21 protein-coding genes, 2 tRNA genes and 1 pseudogene are annotated in these 16708 nt (G+C 70.6%); 11 read left to right on the forward strand and 13 right to left on the reverse strand.

The features are described from left to right. The first annotated feature begins 92 nt into the window (after positions 1-92). Entirely contained in the window at positions 93-788 is a 696-nt protein-coding gene (locus ABD140_RS13180) for a TetR/AcrR family transcriptional regulator (protein ID WP_344240378.1), read from the forward strand. 95 nt (positions 789-883) lie between these two features. Here ABD140_RS13180 and bldC read toward each other — a convergent pair whose 3' ends face one another. Together bldC and ABD140_RS13190 are read right to left on the reverse strand one after the other, a co-directional pair. After that, a complete protein-coding gene (bldC, locus tag ABD140_RS13185; RefSeq protein WP_012850682.1) occupies positions 884-1087 on the reverse strand; it encodes a developmental transcriptional regulator BldC in 204 nt (67 codons plus the stop codon). 326 nt (positions 1088-1413) lie between these two features. Then, on the reverse strand, positions 1414-2160 hold the full coding sequence (locus ABD140_RS13190; RefSeq protein WP_344240380.1) for a DUF8083 family protein: 747 nt from the start codon (positions 2158-2160) through the stop codon (positions 1414-1416). A gap of 124 nt (positions 2161-2284) precedes the next feature. Here ABD140_RS13190 and ABD140_RS13195 point away from each other — a divergent pair, with 124 nt between their 5' ends. After that, positions 2285-3340 carry a Glu/Leu/Phe/Val family dehydrogenase gene (locus ABD140_RS13195; protein WP_344240382.1) on the forward strand — a complete coding sequence of 352 codons (1056 nt, stop codon included), beginning with the start codon at positions 2285-2287 and terminating at the stop codon, positions 3338-3340. Positions 3341-3615: 275 nt separating this feature from the next. Beyond that, positions 3616-3828, forward strand: coding sequence for a DUF3073 domain-containing protein (locus tag ABD140_RS13200; protein WP_344240384.1), 213 nt, complete (start codon positions 3616-3618; stop codon positions 3826-3828). A gap of 62 nt (positions 3829-3890) precedes the next feature. Here ABD140_RS13200 and ABD140_RS13205 read toward each other — a convergent pair whose 3' ends face one another. Further along, positions 3891-4559: a SanA/YdcF family protein gene (locus ABD140_RS13205; protein WP_344240386.1), complete on the reverse strand. Its 669-nt coding sequence runs from the start codon at positions 4557-4559 to the stop codon at positions 3891-3893. A 46-nt stretch (positions 4560-4605) separates the two neighbouring features. Between ABD140_RS13205 and ABD140_RS13210 the strand changes: the two genes are divergently transcribed. Next, complete coding sequence (locus ABD140_RS13210; RefSeq protein WP_344240442.1) at positions 4606-6012, forward strand: DUF7059 domain-containing protein; 1407 nt, start codon at positions 4606-4608, stop codon at positions 6010-6012. Here the strand turns inward: ABD140_RS13210 and ABD140_RS13215 are convergent. Next, entirely contained in the window at positions 6009-7052 is a 1044-nt protein-coding gene (locus ABD140_RS13215) for a quinone-dependent dihydroorotate dehydrogenase (protein ID WP_344240388.1), read from the reverse strand. The genes ABD140_RS13210 and ABD140_RS13215 overlap by 4 nt on opposite strands. A gap of 76 nt (positions 7053-7128) precedes the next feature. Between ABD140_RS13215 and ABD140_RS13220 the strand changes: the two genes are divergently transcribed. Together ABD140_RS13220 and ABD140_RS13225 are read left to right on the forward strand one after the other, a co-directional pair. Next, a complete protein-coding gene (locus ABD140_RS13220; protein WP_344240390.1) occupies positions 7129-7281 on the forward strand; it encodes a hypothetical protein in 153 nt (50 codons plus the stop codon). Then, on the forward strand, positions 7278-7487 hold the full coding sequence (locus ABD140_RS13225; RefSeq protein ID WP_344240392.1) for a hypothetical protein: 210 nt from the start codon (positions 7278-7280) through the stop codon (positions 7485-7487). The genes ABD140_RS13220 and ABD140_RS13225 overlap by 4 nt, the downstream gene beginning before the upstream one ends. 7 nt (positions 7488-7494) lie before the next feature. On the opposite strand, the gene ABD140_RS13230 is transcribed toward ABD140_RS13225, so the two are convergent. Then, positions 7495-7749: a YiaA/YiaB family inner membrane protein gene (locus ABD140_RS13230; RefSeq protein WP_344240394.1), complete on the reverse strand. Its 255-nt coding sequence runs from the start codon at positions 7747-7749 to the stop codon at positions 7495-7497. 185 nt (positions 7750-7934) lie between these two features. Here ABD140_RS13230 and ABD140_RS13235 point away from each other — a divergent pair, with 185 nt between their 5' ends. Then, positions 7935-8555, forward strand: a complete 621-nt coding sequence (locus ABD140_RS13235) for an MBL fold metallo-hydrolase (protein WP_344240396.1) — start codon at positions 7935-7937, stop codon at positions 8553-8555. A gap of 101 nt (positions 8556-8656) precedes the next feature. Further along, positions 8657-9322, forward strand: coding sequence for a hypothetical protein (locus ABD140_RS13240; protein WP_344240398.1), 666 nt, complete (start codon positions 8657-8659; stop codon positions 9320-9322). 12 nt (positions 9323-9334) lie between these two features. Here the strand turns inward: ABD140_RS13240 and ABD140_RS13245 are convergent, their stop codons facing one another. The 5 genes and pseudogenes from ABD140_RS13245 to ABD140_RS13260 all read right to left on the reverse strand — a co-directional run bounded on the left by ABD140_RS13245 (position 9335) and on the right by ABD140_RS13260 (position 11040). Further along, positions 9335-9781, reverse strand: coding sequence for a hypothetical protein (locus tag ABD140_RS13245; RefSeq protein ID WP_344240400.1), 447 nt, complete (start codon positions 9779-9781; stop codon positions 9335-9337). Positions 9782-9961: 180 nt separating this feature from the next. Next, positions 9962-10038, reverse strand: a tRNA-Phe gene (locus tag ABD140_RS13250). A gap of 13 nt (positions 10039-10051) precedes the next feature. Continuing rightward, a tRNA-Asp gene (locus ABD140_RS13255) sits at positions 10052-10125 on the reverse strand. A 129-nt stretch (positions 10126-10254) separates the two neighbouring features. Beyond that, a pseudogene (locus ABD140_RS40120) lies at positions 10255-10353 on the reverse strand (mycothiol transferase); the annotation flags it as partial. A gap of 174 nt (positions 10354-10527) precedes the next feature. Next, positions 10528-11040, reverse strand: a complete 513-nt coding sequence (locus tag ABD140_RS13260) for an O-acetyl-ADP-ribose deacetylase (RefSeq protein WP_344240402.1) — start codon at positions 11038-11040, stop codon at positions 10528-10530. 189 nt (positions 11041-11229) lie between these two features. Between ABD140_RS13260 and ABD140_RS13265 the strand changes: the two genes are divergently transcribed. Next, entirely contained in the window at positions 11230-12231 is a 1002-nt protein-coding gene (locus ABD140_RS13265) for a hypothetical protein (RefSeq protein WP_344240404.1), read from the forward strand. A gap of 237 nt (positions 12232-12468) precedes the next feature. Here ABD140_RS13265 and ABD140_RS13270 read toward each other — a convergent pair whose 3' ends face one another. Then, positions 12469-13329: a ribonuclease HI gene (locus ABD140_RS13270; protein ID WP_344240406.1), complete on the reverse strand. Its 861-nt coding sequence runs from the start codon at positions 13327-13329 to the stop codon at positions 12469-12471. Positions 13330-13551: 222 nt separating this feature from the next. Between ABD140_RS13270 and ABD140_RS13275 the strand changes: the two genes are divergently transcribed. Further along, entirely contained in the window at positions 13552-14502 is a 951-nt protein-coding gene (locus tag ABD140_RS13275) for a hypothetical protein (protein WP_344240408.1), read from the forward strand. Positions 14503-14541: 39 nt separating this feature from the next. After that, positions 14542-15111 (forward strand): hypothetical protein, encoded by a 570-nt coding sequence (locus ABD140_RS13280; protein ID WP_344240410.1) that lies wholly within the window; start codon positions 14542-14544, stop codon positions 15109-15111. 15 nt (positions 15112-15126) lie between these two features. Here ABD140_RS13280 and lepB read toward each other — a convergent pair whose 3' ends face one another. Both lepB and ABD140_RS13290 read right to left on the reverse strand, forming a co-directional pair. Next, entirely contained in the window at positions 15127-15669 is a 543-nt protein-coding gene (gene lepB / locus ABD140_RS13285) for a signal peptidase I (RefSeq protein ID WP_344240412.1), read from the reverse strand. A 45-nt stretch (positions 15670-15714) separates the two neighbouring features. After that, positions 15715-16677, reverse strand: coding sequence for a DUF2786 domain-containing protein (locus tag ABD140_RS13290; RefSeq protein WP_344240414.1), 963 nt, complete (start codon positions 16675-16677; stop codon positions 15715-15717). Positions 16678-16708 lie beyond the last annotated feature (31 nt).

Here is a 16708-nt window from a genome sequence, read left to right on the forward strand (position 1 = left end):
ACATAAGTGGACGTTCGTGACGGGGGTCCGCGGCCTTCGCCGCGCATATGACCGGGCGGCCACCGGGCCGAATCCTCGGATACGCTTCGCTGATGGACGATCGTGCGCTGACGGGCGCCTCCCGCAGGCGCGGCAGGAGAAGGCTCAGCGTCGACGAGCGGCGCGAGGAACTGATCGAGGCCGCGCTCGAACTCTTCAGCCGCAAGGCTCCGGAGGAGATCTCCATCGACGACGTGGCGGCCACGGCGGGCGCGTCGCGCGCGCTGGTCTACCACTACTTCGGCGGCAAGCAGGAGCTCTACCTGGCCGCGCTGCGCAGCGCGGCGGGGCGGCTCAGCGCGCTGCTGTCGGCCTCCGGCGACGGCACCCCGCTGGAGCGGCTGAACGCGGCGCTGGAGCGCTACTTCGACTTCGTGGAGGAGCACGCGGCCGGCTACCTGGCGATGCTGCGGGGCGGCCCGGCCTCGGCGTCCGGCGAGGTGAGCGAGATCGTCGAGAGCACCCGCGTGCTGCTGCTCGACCGCATCCTGCGCGAGTTCGCCATCGACTCGCCCGGGCCGGTGCTGCGCGTCACGCTGCGCGGCTGGATGTCGCTGGTGGAGACGGCGGCGCTCGACTGGCTGCAGAACCGGGACCTGCCCCGGCAGGAGCTGCAGTCCCTCCTGGTCGAGCAGCACATCCTGCTGGTGCACAACGCCACGCTGCGTGACCCGCAGCTGCGGGAGGCGTACGACCGGCTGGTCCGCGAGGAGGCCGAGGTGGCCTCCCGGGCCCTGGACGGCTCCTGACGGCCGGGCCCGTACAAGGCTGAGCCGTCGAGGCCCCCGATGGGCGACTCGACGGCTCATTGAGCCTTTTTCGGTTGTCTCTCCGCCCGGCGGTCCTACTCCGACCGCTGCTGCGGGATGCCCGCGAGCAGCGCGCGGACCTCTGCCTCGCGGTAGCGCCGGTGGCCGCCCAGCGTCCGGATGGACGTGAGCTTCCCGGCCTTCGCCCACCGGGTGACGGTCTTGGGGTCGACGCGGAACATCGTCGCCACCTCCGCCGGGGTCAGCAAGGGCTCTGCCTCGGGTGTACGTGCTGACATCTTTGCGGCCTCTCCTCCGTGGACCGTCTGACAGCCGATCCTGCGATCTTCTTTTGCGCGCGGTTCGCCGATGTCTCTTATGGCCCGGAACGAGCCGCTATGACATCACAAGGTGTAACCTTGCCATCACTCAGCGCAGTAAGCAAGCCCCTGGCTCAAATCTGCGTGTTCGTGATGACTGGGTTACGCTGCGTGATTCTAGCGACACGTATGGTGGCATGGCGGGGAGAATCGAGAACTTTCTGCGGGAGTTTGTCCTAGCCAGATGTAGGCAAACCGTCACGCAGGGCTGTGAGCAGGGGTTTTTGCCAGCACTTTGCTGAATGTCAGTTGGCGCTCTGGAGTGACCGGATCGCCCGCCAACGCGTCCGGAGTCGCAACTGCATCGCCACGGCCAGTTCGAGCTCGTCCCGCTCCAGTGCCACCAGCGCCACCGCGCACTCGCCGACGGAGTCGTCCGCGGCCAGCGAGTCGTCGTCGACGAGGTGCACCAGGCCGCCGTAGTCCAGCTCCACCAGGGACCGGGGATGGAAGGCCGCGAGCTCCTCCTGCAGGAGCCGGGCGTCGCCGAAGGGCGACACGCCCGTCCCGGCGCGCGCGCCGGCGGCGGCCGCGCGGGCGAGCCGCTCCCGGGCGCGGGCCATCGTGGTCAGGTAGCCGAGCGAGCGGCGCGGGCCCAGCACGAGCGTGCGCTCCTCGCGGACGAAGGGCACGAACCACGGGAACGGCACGTGCCAGTTGCTCTCGCGTATGTGCGGGTCGGGCGGTGCCGGAAGGACGGGGGAAGCTCCCTGGACGGCGCTGAAAGCCTCCCAGGAGCGCAAACGCCGCCGCCAGGGGCAGAGATATACCTCCCCGGAGAAATGCCGTACATAAGCGCTCTGGCCGTCGTAAGCGGGCGGATCGCATATCCCGTCCCGGTCGGCGGGCGGGACGGCTCCCGGCCGCCCCGCGTGCTCGAGGCGTCCGGCGCTCCGGAGGTCCTCCGGTCGGGCCGACCACCGCGCGCGCTCCGGCCCGGGAAAGGCGTCGAGCGGTTCGTAGACCCTCAGGTAGGCGGTGTACGGGGGCACGCCCGCATGGTGACACGCGAGCACCGCGCGGACACGTCCTGAAATCCTCTCGTTGTCATTCCCGGTGGGGACTCGGTGCCGAATCATGGCGCAGGGAGTCCCCGGACGGTCTTAGGCTGACTCTGTGACCGTTTTCCAGGGGCACGAACAGGTCGTCTTCTGCGAGGACAGAGCGAGCGGCCTGCGCGCGATCATCGCGATCCACTCGACGGTGCTCGGCCCGGCGCTGGGAGGAACCCGCTTCTATCCCTACGCCTCGGAGGAAGAGGCTCTTGCCGACGTGCTCGAGCTGTCCCGGGGTATGACCTACAAGAACGCGCTGGCCGGGCTCGACCACGGCGGCGGCAAGGCCGTCATCCTCGGTGACCCGTCCCGCGACAAGTCCGAGGCGCTGCTGCGCGCCTACGGGTGCTACGTGCAGTCGCTGGGCGGCCGCTACGTCACCGCCTGCGACGTGGGCACCTACAGCCCCGACATGGACCACGTGGCCCGCGAGTCCCGCTTCGTCACCGGGCGCACCGAGGCGGCCGGCGGAGCGGGGGACTCCTCGATCCTGACGGCCTTCGGGGTCTTCCAGGGCATGCGCGCCGCGGCCCGCCGGGTCTGGGGCGAGCCGACGCTGCGCGGCAGGACGGTCGGCATCCAGGGCGTCGGCAAGGTCGGGCGCCGGCTGGCCGACCTGCTCGCCGAGGACGGCGCCCGCCTGGTGATCTGGGACGTGGACGACGCGGCGACCGCGCGGGTGGTGGCCGCCCATCCGATGACGACGGTCGCCGCCGACACCGCCGGCCTGCTCGCCGCGGACCTGGACGTGTACGCGCCGTGCGCGCTGGGCCAGGCCCTCACCGACGAGGTCGCCGCCACGCTCCAGGCGCGGATCGTCTGCGGCGCCGCCAACAACCAGCTCGCCCACCCGGGCATCGAGAAGACGCTCGCCGAGCGCGGCGTGCTCTACGCCCCCGACTACGTGGTGAACGCGGGCGGGGTCATCCAGGTGGCCGACGAGCTGGAGGGCTTCTCCATGGAGCGGGCCCGGGCGCGGGCGGCGCGGATCTACGACACCACCGGACGGATCTTCGAGCTGGCCGAACGGGACGCGGTGTCCCCGGCCGTGGCGGCCGACCGGTTGGCGGAGCGTCGAATGTCCGAAGTCGGGCGTCTTAGGAGCATCTGGCGGTGAACACCCGTTCAGGTGTCGTCCGACGGAAATCACGTGGAGTCCGCAAAGGAACACTCTAGAAGGCTTCTCCGCAGGTCAGGGCTGTAGTCCCCACCGGTTAGACTGGTTTCCGCGAAGGTAAAGCGAGGCGCCACCGCGGAGACACGTACCGAGCTGGGTGTAAAACGGGTACGGTGGTACCCGTAGCTGACGCATGGCTCAGACGTGTCAGCGCGTGTGCGTAAGCGTAGCGATAGGGCCAGTAGAAGCCCTGACCATCAAGGGGGTCGAGTCCAATGGGGCGAGGCCGAGCCAAGGCCAAGCAGGTAAAGGTCGCTCGCCAGCTGAAGTACAACGGCGGCCATACTGACCTCGACCGCCTTTCGGACGAGCTAGGAGTGTCCTCCCGTCCGGTGACGGAAGTCGACGACTCCTACAACGACGAGCTGCTGGACAAGTACGCGGATTACGCGGACTACGACCAGTCGAAGGACGGCTCTGCGGGCTGATCGTCGAGCCACTGCCCGGTGACGGGCAGTGGCTTCGTCATATCCACCGTCATCGGCGGCGTCTACCCGTTCAAGGCATGGTCGAGGCCGTCCTCACGGGGTCCGAGGAACTTCGGGTCCCGGTCGAGGACGACGTCGGCCATCGCCTTGAGCGTGGCGGGCACCTCTCGGACGTAGCCGTAGACGGTGGGGCCCAGATAGGGCTGCCGGTCGCCGACGCCCTGGGCGTCGAGGCCGGCTCGTCGACACAGCGCGACCGCGCGGGCCACATGGAAGTCCTGGCTCACCACGATCGCGCTGTCCGCGCCGAAGATCTTCCTGGCGCGGACGCAGGAGTCCCAGGTGTCGAATCCGGCGTAGTCGAGGACGATCTTGTCCTCGGGGACGCCGTGTTCCCGCAGGTAGTCCCGCATCGTGGACGGCTCGTCGTACCCGGTGCGGCCGTTGTCCCCGCTCACCAGGACCGCCCGGACCTTGCCGCGCCGGTACAGCTCGACCGCGACGTCGAGCCGTCCGGCGAGGAACGGGCTGGGCCCGCCGGCGGGGTTCAGGCCCGCGCCGAGGACGAGGGCGGTCTGGGCGGGACGGGCGTGCGCGGCGTCGGTCAGGTGTCCCCGGGCGGTGCCGTACGTCCATCCGGTGGGCGCCAGCACCACCGCCAGCGAGCCCGCGGCCAGAGTTATCCACAGCTTCGGTGAGCGCAACCGCGGGGAGATCCATCGTCGTCTCACGGCGCTCACTCTAGCGATGTGCGTCCCCGTCATGCGCTCCGGCAGGATGGGGCGGGTGTTGAAGACCCTTCGTTCCCACTTCGAGCGCGCCGGGTACACGGTGGCCGGAGTACGCGACGCGCTGGGCCCCGTGGCCGGTGGCGCGCTGGCCCGTGATGAGATCGTGCCCGCATTGCGAGCGACCCGTGACGGATCACCCTTGTCCCTGCTGACCAGGCTTTTCTGGCTCCAGGTGCCGGTTCCGGCGGCCGGGCTGCCCGCGGAGGAGCTGGTGGCCGCGGGGCTCGCCGAACGCTCCGGGGACGAGCTGCGCGCGCTCCTCCACGTCGAGCCGCTGGAGGCGTCCGGGCCGGTCCGCTACGCGGTCTCCGACCTGAAGATCAGGCCGGGGGACGGGCCCGTGCGCCGCGATCACGTGGTCGGGGTGGGCGGCGCTTCCTACAACCTGGCGCGGCTGGTTATCCACAAGCCTGTGGATAACTTGCTGGACCTGGGGACGGGCTCCGGCGTGCAGGCGCTGCTCGCGGCCGACCGGGCGCGGCGCGTCGTGGCGACCGACACCAACCCGCGCTCCCTGGAGCTGGCGCGGCTCAGTTTCGGCCTCTCGGAGGTCGACGCCGAACTCCGGCTGGGCTCGCTGTTCGAGCCGGTGCCCGAACGGTACGACCTGATCGTCTCCAATCCGCCCTTCGTGATCTCGCCGGACGGGCGGTTCTCCTACCGGGAGTCGGGGATGCCCGGCGACGAGGTGTGCCGGAGGCTGGTCGAGCAGGCGCCGTCGCGGCTCACCGAGGGCGGCTGGTGCCAGCTGCTGGCCAACTGGCTGCTGGTCGAGGACGAGCCGTGGGAGGAGAGGGTGGCCTCCTGGATCTCCGGCTGCGACGCCTGGGTCGTCCAGCGCGACGTCCAGGACCCGGCCGAGTACGCCGAGCTGTGGCTGCGCGACTCCTGCGAGGCCGGCACCCCTGAGTACCGCGCCCGGTACGACGAGTGGCTCGACTACTTCGCCCACCACCGGGTCACCGGCGTCGGCTTCGGCTGGGTCACCCTGCGCGAGGGCGGCGACTCGGTGCGGATCGAGGAGCTGCGCCACCAGGTCGAGCAGCCGGTGGGCGCCTACGTGGAAGGCGTTCTGGACGGGATCGCCGCCGCGGACCGCCCGTTCACCCGGCTGCGCACGGCCGACGGCGTGGTGCAGGAGCAGATCGGCCGCCCCGGCGCGGAGGACCCGGAGCGGATCGTCCTGCGCCAGGACGGCGGGCTGCGCCGTGCGACCGCCGTCGGCACGGTCGAGGCGGCGCTGGCCGGGGTCTGCGACGGCACGCTCCCGCTCGACCCGCTGCTCGGGGCGATCGCCCAGCTCACCGGGGGCGACGAGGAGGCGGTGCGGGCGCACGCCGAGGCCGTGCTGCCGGAGCTGGTGGCCGACGGCTTCTTCGAGGCGGCCGGCTAGCGGCCGCGGCGCAGCTCCCGGTTGATCCTGTAGGCCCACAGCGGGCCGCCGTAGATCATCGCGGTGTAGGCCTGCACGAGGGTGGCTCCGGCGGCCAGGCGCGTGCGTACGTCCTCGGCGGTCTCGACGCCGCCCACGGAGATGAGGGTGAGCCGGTCGCCGGTGCGCGCCTTCAGCCGCTTGAGGACCTCCACCGAGCGGTGCTTGACGGGCGCGCCGGACAGGCCGCCCGCCTGCGCCGCGACGGCCGGGTCGCCGCGCAGCCCCTCCCGGGAGATCGTGGTGTTGGTCGCGATGATGCCGTCCAGGCCCAGCTCCAGCGCCAGGTCGGCGACGGCGTCCACGTCCTCGTCGGCCAGGTCGGGCGCGATCTTGACCAGCAGCGGGGTGGCGCCCTTGGCCTCCTGCACGGCGCGCAGCAGCGGGCGCAGGTGCTCGACGGCCTGCAGGTCGCGCAGGCCCGGCGTGTTGGGCGAGCTGACGTTGACGACGAGGTAGTCGGCGAGCGGGGCCAGCCGCTCGGTCGACTTCACGTAGTCGGCGGCGGCCTCCTCCTCGGGCACCGCCTTGGTCTTGCCGATGTTCACCCCGACGACGACGTCGCGCCTGCGGCGCAGCCGCGCCACGGCGTCCGCCGAGCCCCGGTTGTTGAAGCCCATCCGGTTGACGACGGCGCGGTCGGGCGGCAGGCGGAACAGGCGGGGGCGCGGGTTGCCCGGCTGCGGCTCGCCGGTGATTGTCCCGACCTCGACGTGCCCGAACCCGAAACCGGCGAGCGCCTCGTAGACCTGGGCGTCCTTGTCGAACCCGGCGGCGAGCCCGAGCGGTCCGGGGAACCGCAGGCCGAGCGCCTCGACCTCGGGCCCGCGGGGGCCCAGCAGCCTGCGCAGCAGCCCGGTCAGGCCGGGGACCGCCTGGACCACGCGCAGCAGCCGGATGGTCAGATGATGGACCCGCTCGGCGTCGATCCGCCGGAGCACCTGGGAGAACAGCAGCGCGTACACGGTGTCCCATCCTCTCAGGCGGGCAGACCCGTGCATGTGGGGGGTCGTGGTGGACGCGGCGGAGATCGCGGGTCATCCTGGGAAGGCGGCCGCCGGGAGAGAGGGGTACGGGGTGGCGAAGGACGATCCACCGCCTTGCGGCCATTGCGCGGGATCGGGGCGGGTCACCTACCAGCGCCCCCGGCAGCGGGAGGACGGCTCGGTGACCTGGGTGGACAGCGTGGAGAACTGCCACGTGTGCGACGGCACGGGACTGTGCCGGTGATCCCGGAGCGGTGCGGGCTCGACGCCTGCCGCTGGTGCGACCGCGACGACCTGGTCTGCCGGTTCTGCGACGGTTCGGGCTGGTGGCGTCCGGAGAAGCCCCAGCGCGAGGCGGGCGGCGCCATCGGCTGGACACGGGTGGACGAGCCCTGTCGCATGTGCGGCGGCACCGGCAAGGAGCACGACCCTCTGCCGGTGCGCGGCTGAGCGGCCCTCAGGAGCCGTAGTAGGGCGCGCCGCCGGCGACGCGCTCCAGTGCGGCCATCTCCTGGCGGTCGCGGACGCACTTGGCGAGGGTGAACGTCGAGGTGATGACGTACAGCATGGCGATGCCGAGGAAGCCGCGCACCCACATGTCGACGGGCAGGTACACGATCCCGAGGCCGACCGCCGCGAACGAGATGAGGAACGAGAGCGCGGCCTGGAAGAAGAACGCGTTGGAGGTGATGTTCCGGGAAGCCGGTGCCATGGGGGGTCTCCTTCGGGGTGGGGAGGCGCCGGACGCGGTCAGGGGCCTCAGGAGGCACCGGGGGCCGTCGCGGCGGTCTCACGGGTGGTCACAGGGGGATCGTCCCTCCAGAAGGGCTCTGCGACATCCGTAGAGGTACTCAGAAAAGTCTGGTCACCTCAGCGGGGCCGGGAAAGATGGGACTCATGAGAATGGTGAAGTTCCCGCACTCCTGTATCCGGTTCGAGACCTCCGAAGGCCGGCTGGTCGTGGACCCCGGAGCGTTCTCCGGCTCCGCGCCGCTGGAGGACCCGGACGCCGTCCTGATCACCCATGTGCATTTCGACCACCTCGTCCCCGACGCGGTGCGCGACCTCAAGTCCCGCCGCCCCGACCTGCAGATCTACGGGCCGCCGTCCCTGGCGGAGTTCCTGAAGGACACGCCCTTCACGGAGGTCCGCCACGGCGACGTCATCCGGGCCGCCGGGCTCGAGGTCAAGGTGTTCGGCGAGAAGCACGCGGTGATCCACCCGTCGATCCCCGTGATCGAGAACGTCGGCTACTACTTCGACGGGGTCTTCCACCCGGGCGACGGCTTCACCGTGCCCGACCTGCCGGTGCACACGCTCCTCGCGCCGACGGCCGCGCCGTGGATGAAGCTGAGCGAGGGCGCCGACTACATCGAGCGGGTCGCGCCGCAGAAGGTCCATCCCATTCACGAGGCGATCCTCGGCGACGACGGGCTCGCGGTGTTCGATCGCCTGCTGGGATCGCTCACGACGCCCGAATACGTCCGTCTGGGACCGGGCGAGGGCGTCGATCTGTGATCACAGCTCGCTAACGCTCCGTGTGTGCCGGGGGCGGGGCGCGGCGGCGCTGGTTGCATGACGGGCTCACAGGTCATCGTTCGGGGGGAAGGTGACCGCCTGTGTTCGGCCCTGCGCTGCCGGCCGCCGTCTTCCTGGAGCCACCGGGTGTTCCGCTCTGGCGGGAGCCCGCCTTCGGTGCGGTGCTGCTGCTGATGCTCGCCCTGTTCGGGCTGCACCGCCTGCTGGCCCGCACCATGTCGGACCTCTTCGACGGCGGGCGCGCCGCGCGGCCCTCCACCGTGACGGGTGGAGGGCCGCGCAGCGCGCTCTCCGCGGTGCGGGACGCCGGACGTTCCACGGGTTTCACCGGGCCGGGGGCCGAGGGGTTCCTGCGGGCCGTGCTGGTCGAGGTCGTCACACGCGGCGGCGGACGGGCGGTACTGAGCCGCCCGGGGCTCCACCGGCTGCTGGACGGCCTGCTGGAGCCGCCGCTCCTGACGCTGCTGGCCTGCCGCCTCACCGTCCACGAGGACGCCGAGGAGGCGGCACGGGAGGTGGAGCGGGGTCTGTCAGCCGACGGTGAGGAGCATCTCTACTGGTTCCTCGTCTCCGACCGGGTGGCGGGGCCGCTGCCGGAGCACGAACGGCTCCACGTCCTGCTGCTCGGTCCCTGGCGGCGCACCCGCGAGATCTCTTCGGAGGGCCTGTGGGAAGGCGAGGCCGTTCCTACGCTGACCGTCTCGGAAGCCGTGGAGCGCCTGCATCTCTTCGGCCTGACGCTCTGAGGCCCGCCGAGGTCACTTCTTGCGGGCGTGCTGCTCGCGCTTCCGCTCCTTCTCGACCTGCTCCAGGTTGCCTTCGCGCACGTGCTGGGCCGTCCTGGTCATGTCGCCTCGGGTGATCTCACCGGGTGTGGGCCGTGCCCATCCCACGGTGTCGTCCATGATCCGCACCGCCTTCGCCACCGGGAGCATCAGCACGATGATCGCCGCGCAGATCCAGATGAGCACCCACGCTTTGAAGATCAGCGCGACTCCGGCCACGGTGAAAGCCACGAACACTGTGACGACCACCAGCCATGACGACAACTTCCCGTGCGGACTGCCCTCCGGATGGACGAGCCGGGGCAGTTCCTCGTCGTGCGCGCTTCCGCTCCAGTGGGCGTCGACCATGGGCCCCCCGCTCAGGTGCCCCTCGGTCCGCTCCCGCGGCCCCTCCGTACCCGGACGTTCCTCGATGGCCATGACCACTCCTTTCGTCCGTCGTGTACGGTCCCATTGCCGCTTGCGATTCCCCCAAACCGGCTAGAAGCCCTCTTTGCCTCACTAAGTGACCCTTCTCACCGTCACCGCAGCCCGACCGGTGACAGGGCACACAAAAAGCCGGAGGCCCGAACCCGATCTCTCGGATTGGACCTCCGGTGCTGGTGGCCAGGGGCGGGGTCGAACCGCCGACCTACCGCTTTTCAGGCGGTCGCTCGTACCAACTGAGCTACCTGGCCGTGCAAGGGAAAGCGGTCCTGACGGGACTTGAACCCGCGACCTCCACCTTGACAGGGTGGCGAGCACTCCGACTGCTCCACAGGACCTTGGTGCTGCCTCCGGTGCTTTGCGCTTTCGCTCCGTGGCAACGACCGAAAGCTTAGGCCATGTGGGGGAGTGGTGCCAACTCGGATTCCGGGGCGGGGGTCTCGCGGGCCCTTGGCGCCGTCCAGGAGCTCCCGCATGACGTCCAGACGGCCGACGTGGCGGGTGGTCTCCTCGATCACGTGGAGCATCGCCCCGCGCTGATGGCCGACCGGGCCGGACATGCCCATCGCCGGCGAGGAGGCAGGCACGCGCCGGTGGGCGGGCTCCTCGGCGAGGCCCGCGCATTTGGTCGCGGGAGTGGCGCGGTACCGGTCGAGAAAAGCGGTACCGGTCGAGAAAAGAGGAGAGAAGCGTCAGCTCGTCGCCCGCGGGAGGGGGACCGCTCGGCTCATTGTCGCAAGCTAATGAGGGGATGCGACCGAAGTAAAGGCCTCCAGAACATCTGGAGTGAACAGAACGAAACGCGCTTCGACGACCTCGGTGTGAGTATTTTTCACGGTTTCCACGGCGATTTTCGCGGCGTCATGGACGGGCCAGCCGAAGATGCCCGCCGAAATGGCGGGGAAGGCCACGGTCCGTGCCTTCAGTTCGTCGGCGACGCGCAGGGACTCGCGATAGCAGGACGCCAGTAGCGCCGAGCGGTCCTCGGTCGGCGACCAGACGGGGCCCACGGTGTGGATGACCCAGTCCGCGGGAAGCAGGCCCGCCGTGGTGGCCACGGCCTGCCCGGTGGGAAGCCCTTTTCCGTAGTGCGAGGCGCGCAGTTTCCGGCAGGCCGCGAGGATCTCCGGACCGCCTCTGCGGTGGATCGCGCCATCGACTCCGCCGCCGCCCAGCAGGGAGGAATTCGCGGCGTTGACGACCGCGTCCACCCGGGCTTCGGTGATGTCGCCCAATGCCAGTGTGAGCTGCATTTCCTGCTTCCTTTCCGGTGGCCCGTTCCGGACGGAGGAGGCCTCCGCCTGATTCTCCCGCCCCCTTCCCCGTCCGGAACAGGGCAAAGGCGAACCTCGTGGCCGCAGCGGCTGTCTCATCGGAAGATCCATCGCTGGAGCAGGGGATTCATCCAGTTGCTGGTGTTATCTACTAGTAAGTTGAGGTTCATGTTGCTTCATGCTTGTGCGCGGGTGGTGGAAGCGGCACGGGGCGGGGGTGCGGATTTCGGGCAGAGTCTGCGGGAGGCGCGGCGGGCCATCGAGGCGGCGGGGCCGGAGGAGGCGATCGCGGCGGCGCACCTCCTCGTGGACGCCTCGGCCGAGGTCATGCCGCAGCGGGGAGGCTGGCTCGCCGTGCTGGCCGGATCCCTGGCCGAGAAGGGCGTGGACGTCGACGGCATTCCCGTCGTCGAGCGGCTCAGCGGGATCGCGGCCGGGGCGGTGACGTTCGCGGAGGCCTGGGGGGCCGGGCTCCCCGACCCCGCGCAGGGGCCCAACCAGCAGATCTGGGAGCGGGCGCGGCAGCTCATGGGCGAACGGGCCCGCGTCCCCATGCAGTGCTGGTACGCGCTTCCGCACTTCACCAAGAGCGCCGTGACGCTGCTGACGTACTCGCCGGCGACCCGCGCGGCCGTCCGCGACCGGGACGAGATCACGGACCGGGCCGTGGAGTACTGCCCCGACCTGGAGGACGTCCGCGACCTGCGGCGCATGCTGGACGGCGAGGAGTTCCTCATCCTGGACCGCCCGACGCGGCAGGGCTGGTCCGTCACCATCCACGGCATCGGCGACAACTTCCAGCTGCACGTCCTGCTGGCGGCGGTGCTGGCGGGCCGGATCCTGCCGGGCGCGCCTCCGGACCCGCGCTGGGTCCGCTGCTCCACCACCGGCGACGTCGAGCCCGGCACGCCGCCCGTCCCCGACTGGTGGCGGCTGACCGACGTGCACGGCGAGCGGATCCGGCACGAGGGGATGCCCGCCGACATCCCCGTCTTCGGCGAGTCCCGGGTCGTGGTCCTGGACCCGCCGGAGCCCTCGCACCCCCGGCAGCCGGGGCGGCGCTTCCCGCTGATCCGCGGCTCCCTCGTCCTGGACGCGGCCTACCACCCCGAGGACCTGACGGCCTGGTGGCCCGCGCTCACGCCGCCGCACCTCACCCAGCCGCATTGATCCTCCTTCGCGAAGAACGTCCGGGGGTCGCCAGACCAGAACTGTTATAACTCTCGGTGAAGGGTCGGTCACGCGATAGAAATGGGCACGCCAAGGAAAGTCCGGGGTCGCTGGGGGGTCGGCACACCCGGACCTTCCTTCGGCCAAGAGACGAGGCGGGCCGCGGTATCGGTGTGTTCGGACCGCGTCCCGCCTCCGCCACCCGGTCCCGCTCCGGGGGCGGGCGGGCGGCGGCCGTCAGGCGGAGAGCTGCTGGTTCCAGCTGGTGAGGAACGAGTCGACGAGGTCGGCGGCGCGGGCCTGCGCCTCGGAGCCCAGGGTCTGCCGACGGCGGGCGATGGCCGCGAGGGAGTCGGCCGCCTCGTTCAGCAGGTGGCCGCTGTGCCCCTTGACGTGCTGGAAGGTCAGGCCGGGGCGGTCGGCGACCCGGCGGGCCAGCAGGCGCAGGTGCGGCGCGCGGTAGCCCGGAGGCAGGGCCGCGACGTCCCCGGCCTGCCAGCGCCGCAGGAAGGACAGCGCGGGCAGGCTGTCGAGGAGGACGGTCATCTCCAGGCGCGACTCGACGGACGACAGCAGCAGCTGGACCGCGCGCAGCTCGGTGATGATGATCTTCGAGGGTCCGGTGGGGTCCTGCGGCCCGGCCTTCCAGCGGCCGAGTCCCCACCGCCCGTCCGTGGTGAGGAAGCCCATGCCGCCGTGCCCGTGCTTCCAGGAGGCGTCGGTGGCGGCGACCAGCGGGCGGGTGCCCGTCCAGCGCGCGACCTGCCCGGCCAGGGCGGGACGGGGCGCCTCGGGGGCGACGCGCGCGGGCCGGGGGCGGCTGATGCGGGAGACGGGCGGGGACGTGGGCCTGTGGTCGTGCCCGGCGGGGCCTTGCAGCGTGCGTTCGGCGAGGCCGAGGACGGACTCGGCGGCGGGGAGGTCGCCCGCCCGCGCCGCGGAGAGGGTGAGCTTGAGCAGGACGCCCACCTCCTGGCAGCCGGCGCAGTCCAGGGGCACCAGCGCGTAGCGCTGGAGGCGGACCACGCGGACGGTCAGGGGTTCGGGAACGTGGGCGAGGAGGCTGCGGAACTGGGCGGCGGTCATGCGAGGAGACAAGCGCACCTCCCTACAGGGTGTGTGTGGGGTCTGACGTCGGGTTGACGCCTGGAGTTCCCGGGAGATTCACCATTGTCACTACTGCCCAGATAGCGGCACTATTGCGCCATGTTTACGCAGGTCTCGGTCAGCCGACTGACCCGGGGAAAGCCCGGACGCCCCACGCCGGAGGATCTCGCCTCCCTGCTGTACCGAGCGTGGATTGTCGCTTTTGCACTAAAAATGCTGGGCTCGTCCTGGGATGTTTCCTGGCACTTCAAATGGCTCCGGGATGACTTCGCGCCCCCGCACCTGCTCAACAGCGCCGGGACGATCCTGGCGATGGTGCTGGTCGGCGTGCACTGGTACACCGGATTCGGCGTCGACCGGGCCGCCAAGCGGCTGATCGAGACAGGAATGGCCATCTTCATGATCGCCATTCCGGTGGACGTGGTGAACCACCGCGTCAACGGGCTCGACATCACCAGCTGGAGCCCTTCGCACGCGTTGCTCTACCTCGGCACCGCGCTCATGCTCATCGGCGTGATCAAAGGCAGCCGCGGGGTGGTGCAGGCGGTCTTCTTCGCCCTCTTCCTGGAGAACTGGCATTTCCCGGCGCTGCACCAGGAATACGGCGTCTATGGATTCAAGTCCTGGCTCGAGGGCAGACCCGAGGCCGAGCCGATCCTGCTGGAGTTCGCGGCGAAGCAGATGGGCCGACCCGTCGACACCGTGATGGCGGAGCGGTTCGCCTTCCCCGTCTCGGAGTGGGTGTACCCGCTGTGGACGGCCGTCGGCACCGTCTTCATCCTCGTCCTCGCCCGCCGCGTCGTCGGCATGCGCTGGACGGCGACGGGCATCGCCGCCGGCTACCTCGCCTACCGCGTCGTCGCCGGGTACCTCCTGGACCTCATGGACTTCCCGCACTCGGCGATGCCGTTCTTCCTGCTCGCGGCCGCCGTCGCCATCGACCTGGCGTTCCGGTACATGCCCGCGGTGCCCGTCGCGGGCGCCCTGCTCACCACGGGCGCGGCGTACGCGGGGCTCGTCCTGCAGGACTGGATCACCGAGGTGCCCCCGTACGCGCTGGAGGCATGGCCCGTCGCGGCGGTGCTGCTGTGCCTGCTCTGGTACGGGCAGAGCAAGATCAAGGCCCTGGATCCCCCTGAAACGGTAGCTTCTTCTGCGTCGTGAGGTTCCGCGTCGTGCGGGCCCGCCGAAGGAGGACGAACGATGCTGCGTGCCGTGGTGGTCTTCTCGCTGCTTCCGCTGGCCGTCATGGCCCCGGCGACATCGGCCTCCGCGGCGCCCAAGTGCCCGGTGGGCGTCTGGAAGCTCACCGGATACCAGAAGAAGGCGGTGTCGAAGGTCTACGACACCGCCTTGCAGTCCCGCGGCATGGGCGGGACGAAAGTGAAGATCGCCGCTGACGGCGGCATCACCTACGACTTCAAGAAGTCGGCGAAGCTCGTGACGAAGGGCCGTACGAACAGCGTGCCGATCGCCGAGACCGCCCTTTACCGCCGGGTGCTCAAGCACAAGACGTCATGGAAGGCCGGGAAGCTCTCCGTGAAGCGCGCCACGGCGGCCGGGACGGCCCTGGTGAAGACCGTCCAGAAGAAGCCGGAGAAGTCGACGAGGACGCAGAAGGTCGCCCCGCTCGTCCGCGCGGAGCAGGAGACCGTCGTCCCCGGCGGACGCGTCGCCTACACGTGCGGCGCGACCACGCTGCACCTGAAGCGCACGATCAAGCTCGACTCCCACGGCGGGCGCGAGGTCGCGCACTGGTGGTTCGAGCGCTGATCCGGGCGCTGGGCCTCAGAGCCAGTTCCAGCGGTTGACCGGCCAGATGATGACCCGGGCCTGCCCGACGACCGAGCTGACCGGGACGGGGCCGTTGTCGCGCGAGTCCGCGGAGCCGCCGCGGTGGTCGCCCATCACCCACAGCATGTCCTTGGGCACCTTCACCGGCGCGAACGAGCGGTGGTCGTCCTCGTAGACGTAGGGCTCGTTCAGCGGCTTCCCGTCGACGGTGACCCGTCCCTCGTCGCAGCACTCGACGGTCTGGCCGCCGACGGCGATGACCCGCTTGATGAGGTCCTCCCGCGGCCAGTCGCCGGTGCCGTGGAAGACGATGATGTCGCCGGGCTCCGGGTCTCCCAGGTGGTAGCCCAGCTTCTCGACCAGCACCCGGTCGCGCGTGCAGTCCTCGCACCCGTGCAGCGTCCGCTCCATGGAGCCGGAGGGGATGTAGAACGACTGGACGACGAAGGTGCGGATCAGCAGCGCGAGGACGACCGCCGTCACCAGCAGGAACGGCAGTTCGCGGAAGAACGACTTCTTAGGCGGTGCAGACGTCACACCGGCCACCCTAGATCGTGGGCGCGTAACAAGTGAATAAAGGGCTCAGGTCAGGTCGGCTTCTTTCGCCGCCCTGCGGCCCTGCTCCCAGCCGTCCAGGTCCTGGATCGTACGGCCCCGCACCGCCTTCACGGTGGGGAAAAGCCGTTCCACGGCGGTTTCCACGGCCTGGTCGCGGCGCGCGAGGACGGGCAGGAGGTCGTCGGTGACCTCTTCCTCTCCCGCTCGGGCGAGTCGTTCGCCGATGTGGTGGGCGAACGAGGTGAGGAAACTCTGGCGGAACCTGCGCTTGGAGCCGTTCTTCGGCATCGCGGCGTCGGCCTGCAGCAGCAGCGACGTGTAGAGGAGCTCCACCGCCTCCAGGTCGGCCGGGTAGCCCAGGACCGTGGAGAAGCCGAGATCGGACTGCCAGACGGCGCGGCAGCGGTTCGCCTCGGCGACGACGTGCAGCAGGGTGGCCTTGGCCTCCTCGTACGGGTTGTCCACGGGGAGCCGGACGCCGGTCGGGGCGTCTCCGGGGGACTCCAGGGCCGCCTGGTCGAGGCTGTGGCGGGTCATCAGCCGCTGGGCGGCGGCCACCAACGCCTCGGCCTCGGCCGGGAAGGAGGTGGACTCGGCCTTGGCGAGCAGGGCACGGATCCGTTCGAGCGAGGGGTGGGCGGGCGCCGCCGAACGGGTGAGCGCGGCGATCCTCGGCAGCCTGCGCAGCTCGCACAGGACGTCGACGAGGCGGCTGATCGCGGTGAGGCGGTCGCGGTCCCCGGGGCCGGGTTCGTCCAGCAGGGCGGCGTGCGCGGGCGAGTGGAAGCGGGCGAGGTGGCGGCGGAGGTCGTCCGGCTGCCAGCCCCGCTCCGCGGCGGCGCGGACGGCACGTTCCAACGCGGCGGCGAGCGGACCATCGGCCGCGCTGTTCGCCGACAGAAGAGCGATGGCGGTGTCTCGGCTCCGGAGATCATCGGTGAACTGGGCATCCATCGCCGCGGTGATCAACTGCTCCGGTTCTTGCACATTCCCATCGTCTCATTGCTCTTTTCCGACA

The sequence above is a fragment of the Actinocorallia libanotica genome (assembly GCF_039525175.1).
Taxonomy (GTDB): domain Bacteria; phylum Actinomycetota; class Actinomycetes; order Streptosporangiales; family Streptosporangiaceae; genus Actinocorallia; species Actinocorallia libanotica.

Bases quoted from the DNA above. Each gene is read 5' to 3' on its own strand.
- ABD140_RS13180 (WP_344240378.1), top strand. From the start codon at position 93: ATGGACGATCGTGCGCTGACGGGCGCCTCCCGCAGGCGCGGCAGGAGA.
- bldC (WP_012850682.1), bottom strand. From the start codon at position 1,087: ATGTCAGCACGTACACCCGAGGCAGAGCCCTTGCTGACCCCGGCGGAG.
- ABD140_RS13200 (WP_344240384.1), top strand. From the start codon at position 3,616: ATGGGGCGAGGCCGAGCCAAGGCCAAGCAGGTAAAGGTCGCTCGCCAG.
- ABD140_RS13210 (WP_344240442.1), top strand. From the start codon at position 4,606: ATGGGGCGGGTGTTGAAGACCCTTCGTTCCCACTTCGAGCGCGCCGGG.
- ABD140_RS13215 (WP_344240388.1), bottom strand. From the start codon at position 7,052: ATGCACGGGTCTGCCCGCCTGAGAGGATGGGACACCGTGTACGCGCTG.
- ABD140_RS13230 (WP_344240394.1), bottom strand. From the start codon at position 7,749: ATGGCACCGGCTTCCCGGAACATCACCTCCAACGCGTTCTTCTTCCAG.
- ABD140_RS13235 (WP_344240396.1), top strand. From the start codon at position 7,935: ATGAGAATGGTGAAGTTCCCGCACTCCTGTATCCGGTTCGAGACCTCC.
- ABD140_RS13245 (WP_344240400.1), bottom strand. From the start codon at position 9,781: ATGGCCATCGAGGAACGTCCGGGTACGGAGGGGCCGCGGGAGCGGACC.
- ABD140_RS13260 (WP_344240402.1), bottom strand. From the start codon at position 11,040: ATGCAGCTCACACTGGCATTGGGCGACATCACCGAAGCCCGGGTGGAC.
- ABD140_RS13265 (WP_344240404.1), top strand. From the start codon at position 11,230: ATGTTGCTTCATGCTTGTGCGCGGGTGGTGGAAGCGGCACGGGGCGGG.
- ABD140_RS13275 (WP_344240408.1), top strand. From the start codon at position 13,552: ATGCTGGGCTCGTCCTGGGATGTTTCCTGGCACTTCAAATGGCTCCGG.
- ABD140_RS13280 (WP_344240410.1), top strand. From the start codon at position 14,542: ATGCTGCGTGCCGTGGTGGTCTTCTCGCTGCTTCCGCTGGCCGTCATG.